This is a genomic window from Geodermatophilus sp. SYSU D01176 (assembly GCF_054050015.1).
Map to the genome: position 1 here is coordinate 1 of NZ_JBJGYN010000031.1, position 16,926 is coordinate 16,926.

19 protein-coding genes and 1 pseudogene are annotated in these 16,926 nt (G+C 75.2%); 3 read left to right on the forward strand and 17 right to left on the reverse strand.

Translation table 11 applies throughout. The features are described 5' to 3' along the window. Positions 1-232: 232 nt before the first annotated feature. The 9 genes from ACI78Z_RS16300 to ACI78Z_RS16340 form a co-directional block, all read right to left on the reverse strand. A complete protein-coding gene (locus ACI78Z_RS16300; protein ID WP_457037584.1) occupies positions 233-982 on the reverse strand; it encodes an NAD-dependent epimerase/dehydratase family protein in 750 nt (249 codons plus the stop codon). Between the two features lie 10 nt (positions 983-992). Next, positions 993-1,214, reverse strand: a complete 222-nt coding sequence (locus tag ACI78Z_RS16305) for an NAD-dependent epimerase/dehydratase family protein (RefSeq protein WP_457037585.1) — start codon at positions 1,212-1,214, stop codon at positions 993-995. A gap of 63 nt (positions 1,215-1,277) precedes the next feature. Continuing rightward, the gene (locus ACI78Z_RS16310) at positions 1,278-1,778 is read right to left on the reverse strand and encodes a DUF5994 family protein (RefSeq protein ID WP_457037586.1); all 501 of its coding nucleotides are present in this window, start codon (positions 1,776-1,778) and stop codon (positions 1,278-1,280) included. A gap of 199 nt (positions 1,779-1,977) precedes the next feature. Continuing rightward, a complete protein-coding gene (locus ACI78Z_RS16315) occupies positions 1,978-3,210 on the reverse strand; it encodes an aldose epimerase family protein (protein WP_457037587.1) in 1,233 nt (410 codons plus the stop codon). A gap of 231 nt (positions 3,211-3,441) precedes the next feature. Further along, positions 3,442-5,331, reverse strand: a complete 1,890-nt coding sequence (gene typA / locus ACI78Z_RS16320) for a translational GTPase TypA (protein WP_457037588.1) — start codon at positions 5,329-5,331, stop codon at positions 3,442-3,444. A gap of 105 nt (positions 5,332-5,436) precedes the next feature. Continuing rightward, positions 5,437-5,994, reverse strand: a complete 558-nt coding sequence (locus ACI78Z_RS16325; protein WP_457037589.1) for a hypothetical protein — start codon at positions 5,992-5,994, stop codon at positions 5,437-5,439. 51 nt (positions 5,995-6,045) lie between these two features. Then, the gene (locus tag ACI78Z_RS16330) at positions 6,046-6,372 is read right to left on the reverse strand and encodes a hypothetical protein (protein WP_457037590.1); all 327 of its coding nucleotides are present in this window, start codon (positions 6,370-6,372) and stop codon (positions 6,046-6,048) included. Positions 6,373-6,416: 44 nt separating this feature from the next. Beyond that, entirely contained in the window at positions 6,417-7,601 is a 1,185-nt protein-coding gene (locus tag ACI78Z_RS16335) for an FAD-dependent monooxygenase (RefSeq protein ID WP_457037591.1), read from the reverse strand. A 206-nt stretch (positions 7,602-7,807) separates the two neighbouring features. Beyond that, positions 7,808-8,365: a YceI family protein gene (locus tag ACI78Z_RS16340; protein WP_457037592.1), complete on the reverse strand. Its 558-nt coding sequence runs from the start codon at positions 8,363-8,365 to the stop codon at positions 7,808-7,810. A gap of 88 nt (positions 8,366-8,453) precedes the next feature. Here ACI78Z_RS16340 and ACI78Z_RS16345 point away from each other — a divergent pair, with 88 nt between their 5' ends. After that, complete coding sequence (locus ACI78Z_RS16345) at positions 8,454-8,957, forward strand: MarR family winged helix-turn-helix transcriptional regulator (RefSeq protein ID WP_457037593.1); 504 nt, start codon at positions 8,454-8,456, stop codon at positions 8,955-8,957. A gap of 87 nt (positions 8,958-9,044) precedes the next feature. Here the strand turns inward: ACI78Z_RS16345 and ACI78Z_RS16350 are convergent, their stop codons facing one another. The 4 genes and pseudogenes from ACI78Z_RS16350 to ACI78Z_RS16365 all read right to left on the reverse strand — a co-directional run. Then, complete coding sequence (locus tag ACI78Z_RS16350; protein ID WP_457037594.1) at positions 9,045-9,758, reverse strand: DsbA family oxidoreductase; 714 nt, start codon at positions 9,756-9,758, stop codon at positions 9,045-9,047. 43 nt (positions 9,759-9,801) lie between these two features. Continuing rightward, positions 9,802-10,923: a glycerophosphodiester phosphodiesterase gene (locus ACI78Z_RS16355; protein ID WP_457037595.1), complete on the reverse strand. Its 1,122-nt coding sequence runs from the start codon at positions 10,921-10,923 to the stop codon at positions 9,802-9,804. A gap of 167 nt (positions 10,924-11,090) precedes the next feature. Further along, positions 11,091-11,672: a patatin-like phospholipase family protein gene (locus tag ACI78Z_RS16360; protein ID WP_457037596.1), complete on the reverse strand. Its 582-nt coding sequence runs from the start codon at positions 11,670-11,672 to the stop codon at positions 11,091-11,093. Between the two features lie 124 nt (positions 11,673-11,796). Beyond that, positions 11,797-11,943 (reverse strand): annotated as a pseudogene (locus ACI78Z_RS16365) (patatin-like phospholipase family protein); the annotation flags it as partial. A 409-nt stretch (positions 11,944-12,352) separates the two neighbouring features. Here ACI78Z_RS16365 and ACI78Z_RS16370 point away from each other — a divergent pair. Continuing rightward, positions 12,353-13,405 (forward strand): potassium channel family protein, encoded by a 1,053-nt coding sequence (locus ACI78Z_RS16370; protein WP_457037597.1) that lies wholly within the window; start codon positions 12,353-12,355, stop codon positions 13,403-13,405. Here ACI78Z_RS16370 and ACI78Z_RS16375 read toward each other — a convergent pair. The 3 genes from ACI78Z_RS16375 to ACI78Z_RS16385 all read right to left on the reverse strand — a co-directional run bounded on the left by ACI78Z_RS16375 (position 13,326) and on the right by ACI78Z_RS16385 (position 14,611). After that, on the reverse strand, positions 13,326-13,685 hold the full coding sequence (locus ACI78Z_RS16375) for a HAMP domain-containing protein (protein WP_457037598.1): 360 nt from the start codon (positions 13,683-13,685) through the stop codon (positions 13,326-13,328). The two genes, ACI78Z_RS16370 and ACI78Z_RS16375, sit on opposite strands and share 80 nt — an antisense overlap. A 92-nt stretch (positions 13,686-13,777) precedes the next feature. Beyond that, positions 13,778-14,008, reverse strand: coding sequence for a hypothetical protein (locus ACI78Z_RS16380; RefSeq protein WP_457037599.1), 231 nt, complete (start codon positions 14,006-14,008; stop codon positions 13,778-13,780). 438 nt (positions 14,009-14,446) lie between these two features. Beyond that, positions 14,447-14,611, reverse strand: a complete 165-nt coding sequence (locus ACI78Z_RS16385) for a hypothetical protein (RefSeq protein WP_457037600.1) — start codon at positions 14,609-14,611, stop codon at positions 14,447-14,449. A gap of 212 nt (positions 14,612-14,823) precedes the next feature. On the opposite strand from ACI78Z_RS16385, the gene ACI78Z_RS16390 reads away from it, so the two are divergent. Then, positions 14,824-16,398 (forward strand): lytic transglycosylase domain-containing protein, encoded by a 1,575-nt coding sequence (locus ACI78Z_RS16390; protein ID WP_457037601.1) that lies wholly within the window; start codon positions 14,824-14,826, stop codon positions 16,396-16,398. A gap of 9 nt (positions 16,399-16,407) precedes the next feature. Here the strand turns inward: ACI78Z_RS16390 and ACI78Z_RS16395 are convergent, their stop codons facing one another. Further along, positions 16,408-16,866: an SRPBCC family protein gene (locus ACI78Z_RS16395; protein WP_457037602.1), complete on the reverse strand. Its 459-nt coding sequence runs from the start codon at positions 16,864-16,866 to the stop codon at positions 16,408-16,410. Positions 16,867-16,926: the final 60 nt, after the last annotated feature.

Below are 16,926 nucleotides of genomic sequence, written 5' to 3' on the forward strand. Positions count from 1 at the left end.
CCCCCCCCCCCCCCCCCCCCCCCCCCCCCGCCCCCCCCCCCCCCCCCCCCCCCCCCCCCCCCCCCCCCCCCCCCCCCCCCCCCCCCCCCCCCCCCCCCCCCCCCCCCCCCCTCGCCGTCTCACAGCAGGTGTGCTGATCGGTCGGCGGTTCGTGCGCGCGCAGCGGCGAGATGCGTGCGAGACCGCCGATCTCGCCAGTCGACCTACTCCCTCACCCACCCGAGAACCGCTGTCAGCGCCCGGCCAGCAGCGCCGTCTCGAGGTCGGCCGGCAGGCCGGGTCGGGGCAGACCGTGCGGCGGGGGCGGCAGCTCGTCGACCCCCCGCAGCCAGGCCCAGGTGTCGGCAACGGTCTGCGCCAGCGGCCCGCTGGGCAGCCCGAGCCGGCGCGCGCGGCTCGTGTCGACGTCCCAGGCGGTGCGGGCCACCTCCGCCGGCAGCCACAGCGGCAGGTGCAGCCACGGCTCGACGCCGGCCGCCAGCAGGTCCGCCTCCGGCACCGGCGCCCACTCCGCGTCCCCGTCGGTCACCTCCCTGCAGAGCTCGAGCAGGCCGCCGAGGGTGGTCATCCCGGCGGGGCCGGTGGCGTTGACCGCACCGGACTCGCCCTGCTCGGCCATCGCCACCAGCCAGCCGGCGAGGTCGCGGACGTCGACGGCGGCGATCGGCTGGTGCCACCCCTCGGCCGGGACGACGACCCGCCCGCCCCGCGCGATCCTCCGCAGCCACCAGCCCAGCCGGTCCACCCGGTCGTCGGGGTCGACGATCAGCCCGGCCCGCGCGGTGAGGAACCGGCCCGGCACCGCGGCACCGATCACCCGCTCGGCGGAGGCCTTGACGGGCCCGTACTCGTCGTCGTCGGTCCCCCAGGTCGGCTCCTCGTCCTCGGGGCCGATCGGGCCGGGCGGCCAGTTCGCGTAGGCGTTGAGGCTGCCGGCCCCCGTGCAAGGTCCCGGCGCGAGCGTGCGAGTGCCGGGGGGCACGGGGGTCCGTCTACTGGCAGGAGGTGTCGACGACCAGGTCGGGCGTCCAGCCGTCCAGGGCCTCCGGCAGCGCGGTGGGATCGTCGCGGTCGCCGTGCAGCGCGCGGGCGCCGGCGGGCGGGTCCCCGGAGACGCCGCGGGTGAAGGTCGCCACCTCGTGACCGCGGTCGAGGGCCGCCGTCGCCACGTGCCGGCCGAGGGAGGAGGTCCCGCCGAGGACGAGCAGTCGCACGTCCCCAGCTCAGCCCGGCCGCTCCCCCGCCGTCCAGCCGGTTCGCTGTCGGCGCAGGCCTCCTCAGACCGCCGGGGTGTACGACAGAGCGTCCGGCACCTGCGGGAGCGGTGTCGACCGGGCGGCGGCCAGCACCATCTGCGGTGAGCGCGGCAGGCCGCGGCGGGTGCACAGCCGCAGCGCCCGGGCCCCGGTGATGACGTCGGTCTCCGGGGGGACGACGAGCAGGTCGGCGCGCCGGGTGCCGCCGGCCCAGGTCAGGCAGACGACCCCGGCGTCCATGCTGCGGAAGCCGCCGGTGCGCACCACCCGCCCGCCGACGACGACCTTGCGCGGCGCCGGGGACCAGGCGTCGAGGGGGTAGGTGAAGCGCTCGACGCGCAACCCCCGCTTGTCCAGTGCGGCGACCAGCTCGGGCAGCTCGACGGCGAGGTCGCGGCTGCGCGGGAACCACGCGCCGTCGAACGCCTGCTCACCGGACCCCACGTCGCTGCGCAGGCTCACCCGGACGTCGATCCCGCCGCGGTGCCCCTCGGCCGCCAGCGTGTGCCGGGTGGTCCTCATCAGCGTCGCCTCCTCGTCGATCCCCCGGGCCCGCCGACACGGCCCCGAGGAGAACGTAGGCAGCCGCGGGGGCGCGTCCCGGTGAGCGTGTCCCGGGCGGGTCGCCGTCCCCCGGCCCGCCGTCACGTCCGGTCATGGGGCGGTCACGACACCCTCGGTGGCGGTTTTCGCGGAAACCGCCACCGGGGCGTCGGGACCTTCAGGACGTCAGCTCGAAGACCGTCGTGCTGTCGTAGACCTCGCCCGGGAGCAGCACCGTCGAGGGGAACTCCGGCTGGTTCGGCGAGTCCGGGAAGTGCTGGGTCTCCAGCACCAGCCCGTCGCCCTGCCGGTAGATCCGGCCGCCGGTGCCCACGAGCGTGCCGTCGAGGAAGTTGCCCGAGTAGAACTGGATGCCCGGCTCGGTCGTCGAGATGGTCAGCGTCCGGCCGCTGTCCGGGTCGTGCACGGCCGCCGCCTCCTCGAGGCCGTCCTCGCTGTCCGAGCCCTCCCGCGCACCGTCGTCCTCGCGGTCCAGCGCCCAGTTGTGGTCGTAGCCCTGCCCGTAGAGCAGCTGCTGGTCGGCCTGGCGGATCCGCGCGCCTATCGGGGTGGGCTCGCGGAAGTCGAAGGGCGTGCCCTCCACCGGGGCGATCTCGCCGGTGGGGATGAGCGTCTCGTCGACCGGCGTGAAGCCGCCGGCGTCGATCTGCAGCTCGTGGTCGTAGACGTCCCCGGAGCCCTCGCCGGCCAGGTTCCAGTAGGTGTGCTGGGTCAGGTTGACGACGGTGGGGGCGTCGGTGGTGGCCTGGTAGTGCACGGTCAGCCGCGACTCGGCGTCCAGGCGGTAGGTGACCGTGGTGGTGAGCGTTCCGGGGAAGCCCTGGTCGCCGTCCTCGCTGACCAGCTGCAGCTGCAGGGCGGCCACCTCGTCGTCGCTGACGTCGGCTGCGGTCCAGACCCGCTCCGAGAAGCCGCCGGGACCGCCGTGCAGGGTGTTGGGGCCGTCGTTGAGCGGCAGCTGGTACGTCACGCCGTCGAGGGTGAACCGGCCCTCGGCGATGCGGTTGCCGAAGCGGCCGATGAGCGCGCCGAAGTAGGGGTCGTCCTCGGAGAGGTAGCCCTCGAGGTCGGGGAAGCCGAGGACGACGTTGTCGACGTCCCCGTCGGCGTCGGGCACCTCGAGGGTCTGGATGACACCGCCGTAGGTGAGCACGCGCATCGTCGCCTCGCCGTTGCTGAGGGTCCAGCGCTCGACGGCGGTGCCGTCCGGCGTGGCGCCGAAGGGCTCGACGCTCGTGCGCGGACCGCCGTCCCCCCTGCCCGGGTCCTCGGCCGCGCCCGCCGGGGCGGCGAGGCCGCCTGCCAGCAGGCCGGCGCCGAGCACGGCGACCAGCGAGCGGCGGCGCCGGCGGCGCCGGGCGGAGGGGGCGGGCGGCGGCTGTCCGGGCATGGGTACTCCGGTGTCCGTGGGCGGTCCACCGGCGTCGTCGCGCGGTGGCAGGACCACTGCCCGAGCCCCGCGCCTGGGACGGCGTGCGCTCGGCTCCCCCGTGGTGCGGCCCCAGAACGCCGCCCGACGCTAGGGAGGCCGCGCAAGGGGTGTCAACGGACCCGCGCACCCGGCGCGCGACACGCCAGAGGCCCCGCCCGGACGCGCCGGACGGGGCCTCTGGATGAGGGTTCAGGACTTCGGCTTGCGGTTCTTCGCCTTGCCGCGCTCGGTCTGGTCGAGGACCACCTTGCGCACCCGGACGGCGGCCGGCGTGACCTCGACGCACTCGTCCTCGGCACAGAACTCCAGCGCCTGCTCCAGGTTGAGGATGCGCGGCGGGACCAGCCGCTCGAGCTCCTCCGCGGTCGAGGACCGCATGTTGGTGAGCTTCTTCTCCTTGGTGATGTTGACGTCCATGTCGTCGGGGCGGGAGTTCTCGCCGACGATCATGCCCTCGTACACCTCGGTGCCCGGGGCGACCATCATCGAGCCGCGCTCCTGCAGCGAGAACATCGCGTACGACGTCGCGACGCCCTGCCGGTCGGCGACCAGCGAGCCGGTGGGGCGGGCGCGCATGTCGCCCATCCACGGCTCGTAGCCCTCGAGGTTGTGGTTGAGGACGCCGGTGCCGCGGGTCTCGGTGAGGAACTCGGTGCGGAACCCGATGAGGCCGCGCGAAGGTACGATGTACTCCATCCGCGCCCAGCCCGTGTCGTGGTGGACGAGGTTCTCCATGCGCCCGCGCCGGGTGGCCAGGGCCTGGGTCAGCGTGCCGACGTACTCGCCCGGGGTGTCGATGGTGACCCGCTCGACCGGCTCGTGGAGCTTGCCGTCGATGGTCTTGGTGACCACCTGCGGGCGGCCGACGGTCAGCTCGAACTCCTCGCGGCGCAGCTGCTCGACGAGGATGGCCAGGGCCAGCTCGCCGCGGCCCTGCATCTCCCAGGTGTCGGGGCGCTCGGTGGGCAGCATGCGCACCGAGACGTTGCCGACCAGCTCCTGGTCGAGGCGGTTCTTGATCAGGCGCGCGGTGAGCTTCTTGCCCGACCGGCCGGAGATCGGCGAGGTGTTGATGCCGATGGTGATCGAGATCGACGGCTCGTCGACGGTCAGCGGCGGCAGCGGGCGCGGGTCGTTCGGGTCGGCGAGGGTGTCGCCGATCATGATGTCCTCGATGCCGGCGATGGCCACCAGGTCGCCGGGGCCGGCGCTCTCGGCCGGGGTGCGGGTGAGGCCCTCGGTGACCAGCAGCTCGGTGATCTTGACGCGCTGGATCGAGCCGTCGGTCTTGCACCAGGCGACCTGCTGGCCGCTCTTCATGGTGCCGGAGTGGATGCGCAGCAAGGCCAGCCGGCCGAGGTAGGGCGAGGCGTCGAGGTTGGTGACCTGCGCGCGCAGCGGCTCCTCGGCGTCGTAGGTCGGCGCCGGGATGGTGTCCAGCAGCGTCGTGACCAGCGGGCCGAGGTCGGGGCTGTCGGGGCTGGTGCCGTCGGCCGGCCGGGTGAGCGAGGCCTGCCCGGTCTTGCCGTTGCTGTAGACGATGGGGAACTCGAGCGCGTCGGTGTCCAGGCCGTTGTCCTCGAGCAGCTCCATGAACAGCTCGTAGGTCTCGTCGACGACCTCGGCGATGCGCGCGTCGGAGCGGTCGGTCTTGTTGACCACGAGGATCACGGGCATCTGCTTGGCCAGCGCCTTGCGCAGCACGAAGCGGGTCTGCGGCAGCGGGCCCTCGGAGGAGTCCACGAGCAGCACGACGCCGTCCACCATCGACAGGCCGCGCTCGACCTCGCCGCCGAAGTCGGCGTGGCCGGGGGTGTCGACGATGTTGACCGTGACCGGGTTGCCGTCCGCGTCGGCGAGCCGGATGGCGGTGTTCTTGGCGAGGATGGTGATGCCGCGCTCACGCTCGAGGTCCATCGAGTCCATGACGCGGTCCTGCGTGGAGTCGTTGTCCGTCCCCTCGCCCTTGGCGCGCCCGAGGGCACCTGCCTGGCGGAGGAGAGCGTCGACCAGGGTGGTCTTGCCGTGGTCGACGTGGGCGATGATCGCCACGTTGCGCAGGTCGTCGCGAGTGGGCATGCGGGAGGGCACCTCGGGGGAGATCAGGGGGTCGGCGCGTCCGTCTCTGTTGCGGAGCGCCCAGACACCAGGGTCAACAGCCGCCGGCCCGGTGACCTTCCCATGCTAGGCGCTCGGCGGCCGGTCCCCGACGTGAGCGGACTCACCCTCGGACGCCGCCAGCTCCCCCAGCATCCGCTCCACGGTCCGCAGGCGGCTGCGCTCCCGGACGGCCAGCAGACCGCCGGCCAGCGCCAGGCCCGCGGCGAGGAGCCAGCCCGCACCGCCCGGCCCCGCCGGCAGCAGCGTCACGACGGCGACCAGCACCGCGGCGAGACCCGCGAGGCCCGGCACGGCCGTCCGGTTGGCCTGCAACCGGCGCCGCTCCGCGGTCAGTCGCCCCTGCCACTCCCCGTCGGCGTCCTGGGGCAGGACGCCCGTCGAGACCGCCCTCCCGACGTCGGCCTGGTCCCGGGCGGTGGCGGAGACCCGCAACGCGACCGCGGCGAACAGCGCGACGCCCACGGTGTAGAGGGCGCTGCGTACGGCGACCTCCGCCCAGCGCCAGACCTCGCCGAACAGCAGGACCTCGGACACCTGCATGACCGGGCCGAAGAACGCACCCCCGACGAGGGCCGGCCACAGGGCCGCCGGCAGCCGCCCCCGGCCGGCCCGCGTCGTCACGCCGTCAGCCTGGCCGACCGAGGTCCCTGCGCGCCAGCCCGAGCAGGCGTGTCAGGCCCGGTCCGCCACCGCGTAGGTCACCCCGGCAGCGACGAGGGTCACCAGGGCCACCGCCAGCCAGGACGCCATCCCCACGCCGAGGGCCAGCACGTGGGCGAGCACGAAGGCGCCGACGTAGAGCGCCCCGAGACCGAGAGCCACGGCCCAGCCGCGGTGCGTCACCCACAGCCACGCCGCCCCCAGCCCGGCGCCGATGAACAGTGCGCCGCCGAGCGCCCGGACCCCGGTGGCCTGCGCGACACCGAAGCCGGCCGCCAGGCCGACGGCGACCAGGACGGCGGACGGGAAGCGCGTGCGGGTCAGGGTGGAGGTCGTCATGCCGTCCAGTCTCCCCGGCCGCGTCCAGCCGCACCCGCAGCGGCCTACGTGGCCGGGCGGACGAGTCCGAACCGCCGGCCGAGCACCGGGCCGATGACCGGCCACGCCGATGCGCGCAGCGACGAGTCCCGCACCGTCATCCGCCACCGTTCCTCGGGCACGAACCAGGCAGCCGTGCGGGCGCCCGCTTCGGCGAGCCGCGCCACGGGCGGCTCGAGCCGCTCGTGGACCCGGTCCAGTGCGGCGGGGACGTCCGCGACGGCCGACACCGTCGCCAGCTCCTCGGCCACCGCCACACCGCCGGCCATCGCGAGCGACGCCCCCTGCCCGGCGAGCAGGGAGACGCACCAGCACGCGTCGCCGAGCAGGGCGACCCGGCCGCGGTGCCACACCCGTGCGCGGACCTGCACGGTCCGGTCGGTGTAGCGGTCCACGGCCGAGGGGAGCGCCGCGAGCAGCTCGGGGACGAGCCAACCGAGGTCGCCGAAGCGGTCGTGCAGCGTCCCGGGGAGGTCGGCACCGGCCTCACCCCCGCCGTCGGGTGACCGGTGCACGAGGAAGGCGGCGGTGCGCCCCTCGTCCACGGGGTAGACCGCCACCATGCGTCCGGGTGCGGTGAGCGTGACGAAGTCCTCGCGGCGGACCCCGCGCAGGCTGCCGTCCAGGAGCCAGGCCCAGACGGCGTGGCCGAGGTCGCGGGTGCTCCACTCGTCCGGCTCCAGCAGGTCCTTGCGCACCCGCGAGTGGACCCCGTCGGCGCCGAGGACGACGTCCCACTCCTCCTCGGCGCCGTCGGCGCAGCGCACGAGGACCGGGCTCCCGTCCGCCGCGGCCGGCTGCACGCCGGTCACCTTGCGCCCGTGGGACAGCCGGACGCCGGCGTCCAGCGCCGCGGAGTACAGCTCTGCCTCCAGGTCGCCGCGCAGGAAGTTGTGGTGCCGCCCGCCGAAGGCGCGGCGGCGCAGCGCCGGATAGCCGACGGCCACCCGCGGTCGACCGGAGCCGTCGACGAACACCAGCCGCTCGATCGGCGCGTGGATGCGCTCCAGTGCGGGGCGCAGCCCCAGGCGGTCGGCCGCGTCGAGGCCGGGACCGAAGAAGTCGATCATGTAGCCGCCGCCTCGGGGCCGGGGCGCGGCCTCCGCCACCGTCGGCGATCCACCGAGCTGACGCAGTCGCAGGGCGGCCGACAGCCCGGCGATGCCGGCTCCGACGACGAGGACCCGCATGCCGCACCCCTCCCCCGCCACGCGGGACGGAGGACGGAGCGCCGTGCCGCACGGTGTGACCTGGCAGACGTCGGAGGCGGTGACGGGGTTCCCGGGACGCGGCGAGGGCCCCGGGCGGATCGCCCGGGGCCCTCGAGGCGCTGGAGCCGTCCCCCTGCAGGGTCCCGCGCCGAGCCGGCGAGGCGTGGGGGCAGAGGGGTTCCTCCTCAGGCGGCGCGGAGCACGGCCTCGATCTCGAGCTCGACGGTGATCTTGTCGCCGACGACGACGCCGCCGCCGTCCATCGGCATGTCGATGTCGACGCCGAACTCCTTGCGGGAGATCTCGGTCTTGGCCGAGAAGCCGGCACGGAAGCCGCCGTAGGCGTCGGGGCCGAAGCCGTTGAGCTCGAGGGCGAGCTCGACCGGCTTGGTGATGCCCTTGATGGTCAGGTCGCCGACGACGGTCCAGTCGGCACCGTCGGTGCGGACCTCGGTCGAGCGGAAGGTCATGTGGGTGTGGTTGCCCACGTCGAAGAAGTCGGCGGAGCGGATGTGCGCGTCGCGCTGCTCCTGCCGGGTGTCGATCGAGTCCATGTCGATCGTGGCGGTCACGGTGGACTGCGCCGGGTCCTCGGCGGTGACGATCTCGCCGGCGAACTTGGTGAAGTACCCGCGGACCTTGCTGACCATCATGTGGCGGACGGAGAAGCCGACCGTCGAGTGGCTGGCGTCGATGTCCCAGGTGCCGACGACGTAGCCGGGGATCTGCGTGGCGGTGGTCATGGTGTGCCTCCAGGTGGTTGAGCGTTTGACTTTCTGCTCGCCCCAGCATAGTTGAGGGTTCATCTATTCCGCCAGTACCCTGGAGGACATGACCGCCGACGTGTCGCTCGTCCCCGGCAACCCGGGCTCGTCCCCCGGGGAGCCGCGCTGGCTCGACGCCGAGGAGCAGCACGCCTGGCGCGCCTGGCTCTACAGCAGCCAGCTGCTGCAGGACCGCCTCGACCGGGAGCTCACCCACGCGACCGGCATCTCGCACGCCTACTACGAGATCCTCGTCGCCCTGTCCGAGACCGAGGGCCGCATGATGCGGATGAGCGAGCTCGCCGACCGCTGCCTGTCCTCACGGAGTCGCCTGTCGCACGCGGTCTCGCGGCTGGAGGAGCGCGGCTGGGTGCGCCGGCAGGTCTGCCCGGACGACGGCCGCGGCCAGCTCGCCGTCCTCACCGACGACGGGTTCGCGGCCCTGGAGGCGGCGGCCCCGGTCCACGTCGAGGGCGTGCGCACCCACCTGTTCGACCAGCTCTCCCCCGAGCAGGTCGCGGCGATGCGCGACATCGGCGAGACGCTGCTGCGCCACCTCGGCCCCCGCTGAGCGGAGACCCCGCAGACGATCATGGCGCCGTGACCAGGCCCGGAGCTCAGGACGTGGTCACGGCGCCATGATCGCCGCCGGAGAGCGCTAGACGGTGCAGCCGTCGGGGCCGCAGACCTCGCCGCCGCTGATCACCGGGATGAGCGGCGTGCGCTCGGCCCAGGCCCGCTCGAGCACCTGCAGCAGCGCGTCGGCCGGCTGGGCGCCGTTGACGCCGTACCTGCGGTCCACGACGAAGAACGGCACGCCGCTGATGCCCAGCGCCTGGGCCTCGGCCTCGTCGGCCCGCACCGCGCCGGCGTAGCGCTGGTCCTCCAGCGCCGCCCGCACCTCGTCGGCGTCCAGGCCGGCCTCGGCGGCCAGCCGGACCAGCGTCGCGCGGTCACCGACCGCCTCGCCCTCGCTGAAGTAGGCGGTCAGCAGCCGCTCCTTCACCGCGTCCTGCACCCCGCGCTCACCGGCCAGGTGGATGACCTGGTGGGCGTCGAAGGTGTTGGCGCGCACCGCCCGGTCGAACCGGAAGTCCAGCCCCTCGGCGGCGGCCTGCTGGGTCATGTGGTCGGTCATCTGCTGCGCGCCGAGCACCGAGGTGCCGTACTTCCTCGCCAGCCGCTCGGCGTACTCGGTCGGCGAGACGTCCTCGCCCGCCGCGGCCGAGGGCGCGCCCGGGTCGAGCTCGAAGGACTTCCACTCCACCTCGACGGCGTCCCGGTGCGCGAACCGCTCCAGGGCGGCCTCGAACCGGCGCTTGCCGATGTGGCACCAGGGACAGACGACGTCGGACCAGATCTCCACCTTCACGCCCGGCCGAACGCCCCTGGTGCCACGCGGCATTCCGCCCGGTTCAGTCCTCGAGCAGGTCCCGGGAGACGACGCCGGTGTCGGGGTTGTCGGTGAACACCCCGTCGATGCCGGTCTCCCAGAACACGAGCTGCTCCTCGATCGCCCGGCCGTAGTCGCCGGGGTCCTCGCCGGCGTCCCGCAGGTCGGCGGGCAGGAACTCGTTCTCGTTGCGGAAGGTGTACGGGTGCACGAGCAGGTCTGCGGCGTGCGCGTCGGCCACGAGGGACGTCGGCTCGCCGAGGGTGCCGTCGGCCTCCCGCGGGATGACCTGCCCCTTCTCCGGGCCCACCCCGTCGGCGTACTGCGCGATCTCCGCCAGCCCCTCGGCCGAGGAGAGCTCGGCGTAGGTGCGCGGGTCGCCGGCGGCCACCAGGTCGGCCGGCGCACCGGTCGCGGAGAGCAGCTGGACGAGGGGGACGTCGACCGTCTCGTCGAGCTCGCGCAGGTTGGCGGTCTCGAAGGACTGCAGGAACACCGGCGAGTCGCGGCGGTCCAGCCCGGCCTCCTCCAGGTCCTCGACCAGCGGCTCCTCGAGGGAGAGGTCGATCGAGTCGAAGTAGGTCGGGTGCTTGGTCTCGATGTAGACGCCGACCTCCCGGCGCAGCTCGCGGCTGAGCTCCTCGCGCAGCTCGAGCACCTCGTCGAGGGTCGGCACCTGGTAGAGGCCGTCGTAGACGGTGTTCTCCTCGCGGAGGTCGGGCAGCCGCTCGACCGCCCGGAGGCTCCGCAGCTCCTCCAGCGTGAAGTCCTCGGTGAACCAGCCGGTCAGCTCCACCCCGTCGATCACCCTGGTGGTGCGCCGGTCGGCGTACTCGGGCCGCTCGGCGACGTCCGTCGTCCCGGAGATCTCGTTCTCGTGCCGGGCCACCAGGACGCCGTCGGAGGTGCTGACGACGTCGGGCTCGATGTAGTCCGCACCCATCCGGGCGGCCAGCTCGTAGGCCCCCAGCGTGTGCTCGGGCCGATAGCCGGAGGCCCCGCGGTGGCCGATGACGAGCAGCTCGTCGGCGCCGGGGCCGGTCTCCTCCCGCTCCGGAGCGGCGGCGGCCGGCCCGGCCAGCAGCAGCGGGACGGTCATGGCGGTCGCGGTGAGCAGCGCGGTGCGGCGGTGGGCAGCTCGCATGGGTTCTCTCCCCGGGGCTCGGACGGCGACCCTCGCCGTCGGCCCCCGGACGATCCGAGCCCGGGAACGTGGACGGGAAGGGGCGCTCGCGCGGCGAGGAGGCGAAACGCCGGGGGCGGGTGGCGGTCGGAGCTGCGCGTGCCGATCCGGTCACCCGAGCGCGGGGCTCAGCCCTGCCAGACCTCGGTGACCTCCGCGACGACTCCGGCGGCCTGCCCGCGGCCGGCGCGCGCCGAGCCCGCGCGGGCGGCGGGGTCGAGCACGTTGCGGCCGATGGCGCGGCGGCTGGCCGCGTCCGGGGCGACGACGGCGACCCGCGCGACCATGCCGGTGACCTGCGCGTCGACGCTGGCCAGCGGCCCGACGCCGCGCGGGACGGGCGCGAGGACGACGACGCGGTCGTACCCCTCGGCGAGGTCGGCGTTGGCCGCCGAGCGCATGCCGCCGTCGACGTAGCGGCGGCCGTCGATGGTCACCGGCGGGTACACGCCCGGGACGGCGCAGCTGGCGGCCACCGCCTGCAGCAGCGGCACGCCGGAGGAGCGGTCGAGGACGCGGAACTCGCCGGTAGCCGCGTCGACGGCGGTGATGCGCAGGTCGCGGTCGGGCCACTCCCGGCTGACCACACGCGAGCCGATGACGTCGAGCCGCTCCCGCTCGGTCGGGGTCAGCCCGGCCTGCTCCGCCGCGAGCGCCAGCGCGCCGACCCGCCGGCGGAACCCGACGTCGTCCCCTCGGCTGCGCAGCACCCGCCCAGGCGTAGCGGGCCAGCGCGGCGCGGGTCATCCGGGCCGCGGTCTCGCCGGTGGGCGGCTCGAGCTGGCGGGCGAACAGCGCCTCGAGGTCCGCGCCGCTGGTGAGCTGCGCGCCGACCACCGAGCCCGCCGAGGTGCCCACCACGAGGTCGGCGCCGGCGAGGTCGACACCGGCCTCGGCGAGGCCGGCGAGGACGCCGATCTCCCACGCGATGCCGGTGATGCCGCCACCGCCGAGGACGAGGGCCGTCCGCTGGTCGCTCATCGGGCCATCCTCACCCGCAGTCGGCCCTCGGCACGGGTGGTGACGTACGCCCCGCTGAGCGCCCCGCCGAGGACGGACCCGGATGACGGCCAGGCCGGGCGCTCCGACCCCGGCCGCGCACAGCCGGCCGCCCGGCCCGCCGCGGTCCCGGGACCACCCGGGGGTCCCGGTCGGCTCCACCCTGCGGGCGGCGGTGCGCCGCTGGGGCGCCAGGTGGCCGACCTCGTGGCGGACCCCGACGTCGCGGTCTGGGACCGGCCGTTCGGGTGCTCGAGCGGGAGCGCGCCGCGCGGGGGCGGGCCGCCGTCACCGGGGGCTGAGCCCCGTGACCGCCGCCGCACCCGTCCGCTCACCCGGACGGGTGCGGCGGTGCAGGCAGGATCGCGGAGCGCTCACTATCGTCCGGCGGGTGGCGAGCGAGATCGAGGCGGGCACCGAACACACCGGCGTGCAGCTCGCGCACGTCGAGGCGACGCCGACCCGACAGGTCTCCCAGCGGCTGCTGTTCGCCTTGTTCGTCTTCGTCGTCACCGTGGCGCTGGTCTACGCCGACCGGGACGGGTACCGCGATGGCGACGACGTCGGCGCGATCACGCTGCTCGACGCCGCTTACTACGCGACCGTCACGCTCTCCACCACCGGGTACGGCGACATCACGCCGGTCACCGACCAGGCCCGGCTGATCAACTTCCTGGTCATCACGCCGCTGCGCGTGCTGTTCCTCATCGTCCTCATCGGAACCACCCTGGAGGCGCTGACCGCGCGCTCCCGGGAGGAGTTCCGCATCCGCCGCTGGAGGTCCCGCGTGCGCCAGCACGTCATCGTGTGCGGCTACGGCACCAAGGGCCGCAGCGCCATCCGTTCCCTGCAGGCCAACGGCACCCCGCTGGAGCAGATCGTCGTCGTCGACCCCGAACCCCGGGCGATCGACGAGGCCAACTCGGTGGGGCTGCACGGGATCGTCGGGGACGCCGGGCGCACCGACGTCCTCCGCCGGGCCCACGTCGAGCGCGCCCGTGCCGTGATCGTCGCCGCCAACCGGGACGACGCGTCGGTGCTCATCACGCTCACCGTGCGCCAGCTCAACCCCAGCGTGCCGATCACCACGTCGGTGCGCGAGGAGGAGAACGCCAACCTGCTCCGCCAGTCCGGGGCGGACACGGTCATCACCACCTCGGCGACCTCCGGCCGGCTGCTGGGGCTGTCCACGGACGCGCCGCGAGTGGTGGCCACGGTGGAGGACCTGGTCACCGGCGGCCACGGGTTGGACCTCCAGCAGCGCCGGGTCACGGCCGGGGAGGTCGGCCTCGGGCCACGGCAGCTGCGCGACATCGTGCTGTCGGTGACCCGCGGCGGGCGCACGCTCCGGTTCGACGACCCGCTCATCGGCACGCTGGAGCCCGAGGACGTGCTCGTCGTCGTGCGCTCGCACCCCCCGGGCGGGGCGGTCGCCGCGAGCTGACGGCGGTGACGAGAGCGCGCTGGGCGACCGTCGTCCCCACGTGCCGGCCGAACAGGTCGCGCAGCCGCTCGCGCTCGGCCAGGCCGGCGACCATCGAGTTGAGACCCGCCTGCAGCAGCCCGATCTCGCCGGCGTCGTCGACCGGCACGCGGACGTCGTGGTCACCCCGGCCGACCCGCTGCACCGCGCGGCGCAGGTCGTGCAGCGGCGCGCCCACCGAGCGCCCGGCCAGCAGGGTGGCGAGGAGTCCGACCAGCAGGGCGGCCACGACGAGGAACACGACCGCCGCCTCGTCGGGCCCCTGCGGGCTGCTCGGGTCGAGGAAGAGCAGGGCCAGGCCGGTGAGCGGGACGCCGCTGGTCAGCCCCCAGGTCAGGAGCAGCCGGACGCGGACGCGAGGCTCAGCTTGCCCACCGGCGGGTGGGCCTCCAGCGCCCGGGCGGTGACCTCGCGGCCGATCCGCAGGGCCAGCAGGTAGGTGACGCCGGCGGTGACCACGCCGCCGAGCAGCGCGGCCAGGCCGATGCGCAGCCCGACCAGCGGGAACGGCGAGACGACGGCGCCGACGACGCCGACCAGCAGCGCCCGCCGAGCCAGGTCCACGCGGCGACCAGGGCGATGTCGACGGGCAGCCGCAGGGCGCGGGCGGCCTCCGCCGGGGTGGGACGGCGACCGGCCGCCAGCCAGGCCGCGGTCGGCCGTTGCAGCCGCAGGCCGGCGAGGACCCCGAGCGGCAGCGCCACCGCCAGGTAGGCCGGGGCGGTCAGCACGATGACGGCGCGACCGCCCGCGGGGTCGTGCGCACCGGCGGACAGGCCGATCAGCAGCAGCGCGACCGTGCCGACGCCGACCAGGTTGGCGACCACGACGAGCACCACGATGACCGGCACGGCGCCCGTCCGGTGGGTGCCCACTCCAGCGCCGCGTCGAGCCGGCGGGCCCGCCGTCGGCACCCTCCTCATGGACGCCGGTGCGGGGGCCGGGTCGTCGCGCACGGCTCCCATGGTCACCGAGGCGCCCGCGCCTGCCCGCGGCCGGGCCTCAGACAAGGAGGGCCTCCAGGGCGTCAGACTGCTGCACCAGGTCGGCCGCTGTGGTCAGCCAGCCGGCGACCAGCAACAACGGCCACGCCTGCTCGTCGTCCAGCGATGCCGTCGTCGCCACCAGTGAGGCCTGGGCCACGGCCCTGCACGCCATGTTCCGCATGACGGCTCCTTCCCTCGGGTGCCAGGACGGTCGGCACCGCGGGCGCCCGGGTCCAGCCGTGCAACACGAACGTCACTCCGAGGGGGTGGGCGGCGCACCGCTGCGGGCGACCGCCTCGCGCCCCGCACCCCCCGGATTGGCGGGCGCGGGGCCCGCTCTGCCGGGGAGAGACTGCCCGGGCCAGCAGCGGTCGGGTCACGGGGGACGGTCACATGTCGGAGGAGTCCGCAGCCGGGAGGAGGCACCGGCACGGGTCGGGCCTGTGGCAGGGCGCGGCCGTGGTGGTCGCCGCCGCCACCCTGATGGCGAGCTCGCCGGTGGACGCGGCCGATCGGCCCGCCGCGAGCACCGAGCAGGAGCCGCCGGCCCGGTTCGAGGCGTTCGCCCACCGAGCCGACGACGCCGCCCTCCCGTCCGCCGCCCCCGGCACGACCGCATCGACCGCACCGACCGGCTCGCCGTCTCCGTCGTCACCCTCGTCGTCGGGCGCGGCGGCGGCCGCGACGGGCCTGGCAGCCGGCGGGATCCCGTCGGTCGCCAAGGCGGCCTACGACGCCGCAGCCGCGGTGGCGCCGGCCGACTGCGGCATCGCGTGGTCGCTGATCGCCGCCATCGGACGCGTCGAGTCCGACCACGGCCGCTTCGCCGGAGCCGTGCTGCAGACCGACGGGCGGTCGGCACCGCGGATCATCGGGATCCCGCTGGACGGCACCGGCACCGCGCTGATCAGGGACACCGACGGCGGACGCCTCGACGGTGACACCGTCCACGACCGCGCCGTCGGCCCGATGCAGTTCATCCCGTCCACCTGGGCGCGCTACGCCAGCGACGGGGACGGCGACGGCAGCAGCGACCCCTTCGACATCCACGACGCCGCCCGGGCGACCGGCCGGTACCTCTGCGGAGCCGGCGGCGACCTCACCACCGTGGGCGGGCAGCGGCGCGCCGTCCTGGCGTACAACCACTCGCACGAGTACGTGGCGACGGTCCTGACCCTCGCGGCGCGGTACGCCGGGACGCCGGCCCCCGTCGTGCCGACCGAGGCGGTGCCCCCGCCGTCGGCCCCACCGGCGAACCCTGGCCCGCCGCTGGCGGTGCAGCCGGCCGCGACCCCGGCGTCGTCCGCCCCGCCGTCGACGGTCGCCGCGTCGCCCAGCACTCCGCCGACGACCACGACCCCGCCGACGACGACTCCCCCGACGGTCACGACGCCGCCGGCCACGACCCCGCCGGTGACCACGCCGACGGTCACCACGCCGCCCAGCACGACGACCCCGCCGACCACCGCGACCCCGCCGACCACCACTCCGCCGACGGTCACCGCACCGCCGACCAGCACTCCGCCGAGCACCACGGCTCCGCCGACGACGACTCCCCCGACGACCACGACTCCGCCGACCACCACCCCGCCGACGGTCACCGCACCGCCGACGACGACCCCGCCGACGGTCACCGCACCGCCGGCGACGCCCGCGCCGGCCCCGACGTCCGGGTGCACGACCCCGGCGGTCGCGTCGCTCGGCGCGGTCGACATCCGCGACGGCTCCGCGGACCCGTCCGTGGCGACCGCCGTCGGTGCGCGCGTGACAGAGGCCGGCGGCACGGTCGGCGCCGTCAGCACCACCCAGGACGCCACCTCCGCCGTCCTCCACCCGGACGGCCAGGGCGAAGTGGCGGCGGCGCTGGCCGACGCGCTCGGCCTGACCGGCACCGCGCAGGCCGCGACGGTCGACCGGACCACCGTGGTCATCGGCGCCGGGGACGCCGCCCGGCTCGGCTGCGCCTGATCCCTGCAGTCAGGCGGCCGTGTCGGGTCCTTCCAGCAGGGTCCGCAACCGGGCGAGGTCGGCGCGGTTGGCCCGGCGGACGGCGGTCGCCATGAAGGGGGCCACCCACCGGGAGAAGCCGTGTGGCCGACCGCGGTTGCGCAGTTCCATCCGGGTCCGGCCCTCCCCCAGCGCCTCCCAGGTGTAGGTCGTCTCCATCGGGAAGGGCCCCTGCGCCGTCCGCATGACCAGTCGCTCGCCCGGCACGAGCTCGGTGACCTCGTAGGTGTAGGCGAGTCGACGCCCCAGGAAACGGGCGACGAAGTCCATCCGGGAACCGACCGCAACCGGCGGTGCCGTCCGCCAGTCGACCGAGTCGATGTTGGCGTACCACTCCGGTGCGTTCGCCGGGTCTCCGGCGTACGCGGCCACCTCCGCCCGCGGACGATCGATCACCGTCTCGGTGCGGACGTCCACGTCCCTGCCCACGCCGTGCATCGTCCCGCGGCGGCGGACGACGCGCGAGGCTGGGCCGGGTCACCGGCTCCG

Coding starts and splice junctions, on each gene's coding strand:
- ACI78Z_RS16310 (WP_457037586.1), bottom strand. CDS start 1,778: ATGAGGACCACCCGGCACACGCTGGCGGCCGAGGGGCACCGCGGCGGG.
- ACI78Z_RS16315 (WP_457037587.1), bottom strand. CDS start 3,210: ATGCCCGGACAGCCGCCGCCCGCCCCCTCCGCCCGGCGCCGCCGGCGC.
- typA (WP_457037588.1), bottom strand. CDS start 5,331: ATGCCCACTCGCGACGACCTGCGCAACGTGGCGATCATCGCCCACGTC.
- ACI78Z_RS16330 (WP_457037590.1), bottom strand. CDS start 6,372: ATGACGACCTCCACCCTGACCCGCACGCGCTTCCCGTCCGCCGTCCTG.
- ACI78Z_RS16335 (WP_457037591.1), bottom strand. CDS start 7,601: ATGCGGGTCCTCGTCGTCGGAGCCGGCATCGCCGGGCTGTCGGCCGCC.
- ACI78Z_RS16340 (WP_457037592.1), bottom strand. CDS start 8,365: ATGACCACCGCCACGCAGATCCCCGGCTACGTCGTCGGCACCTGGGAC.
- ACI78Z_RS16345 (WP_457037593.1), top strand. CDS start 8,454: ATGACCGCCGACGTGTCGCTCGTCCCCGGCAACCCGGGCTCGTCCCCC.
- ACI78Z_RS16355 (WP_457037595.1), bottom strand. CDS start 10,923: ATGCGAGCTGCCCACCGCCGCACCGCGCTGCTCACCGCGACCGCCATG.
- ACI78Z_RS16385 (WP_457037600.1), bottom strand. CDS start 14,611: ATGCGGAACATGGCGTGCAGGGCCGTGGCCCAGGCCTCACTGGTGGCG.
- ACI78Z_RS16390 (WP_457037601.1), top strand. CDS start 14,824: ATGTCGGAGGAGTCCGCAGCCGGGAGGAGGCACCGGCACGGGTCGGGC.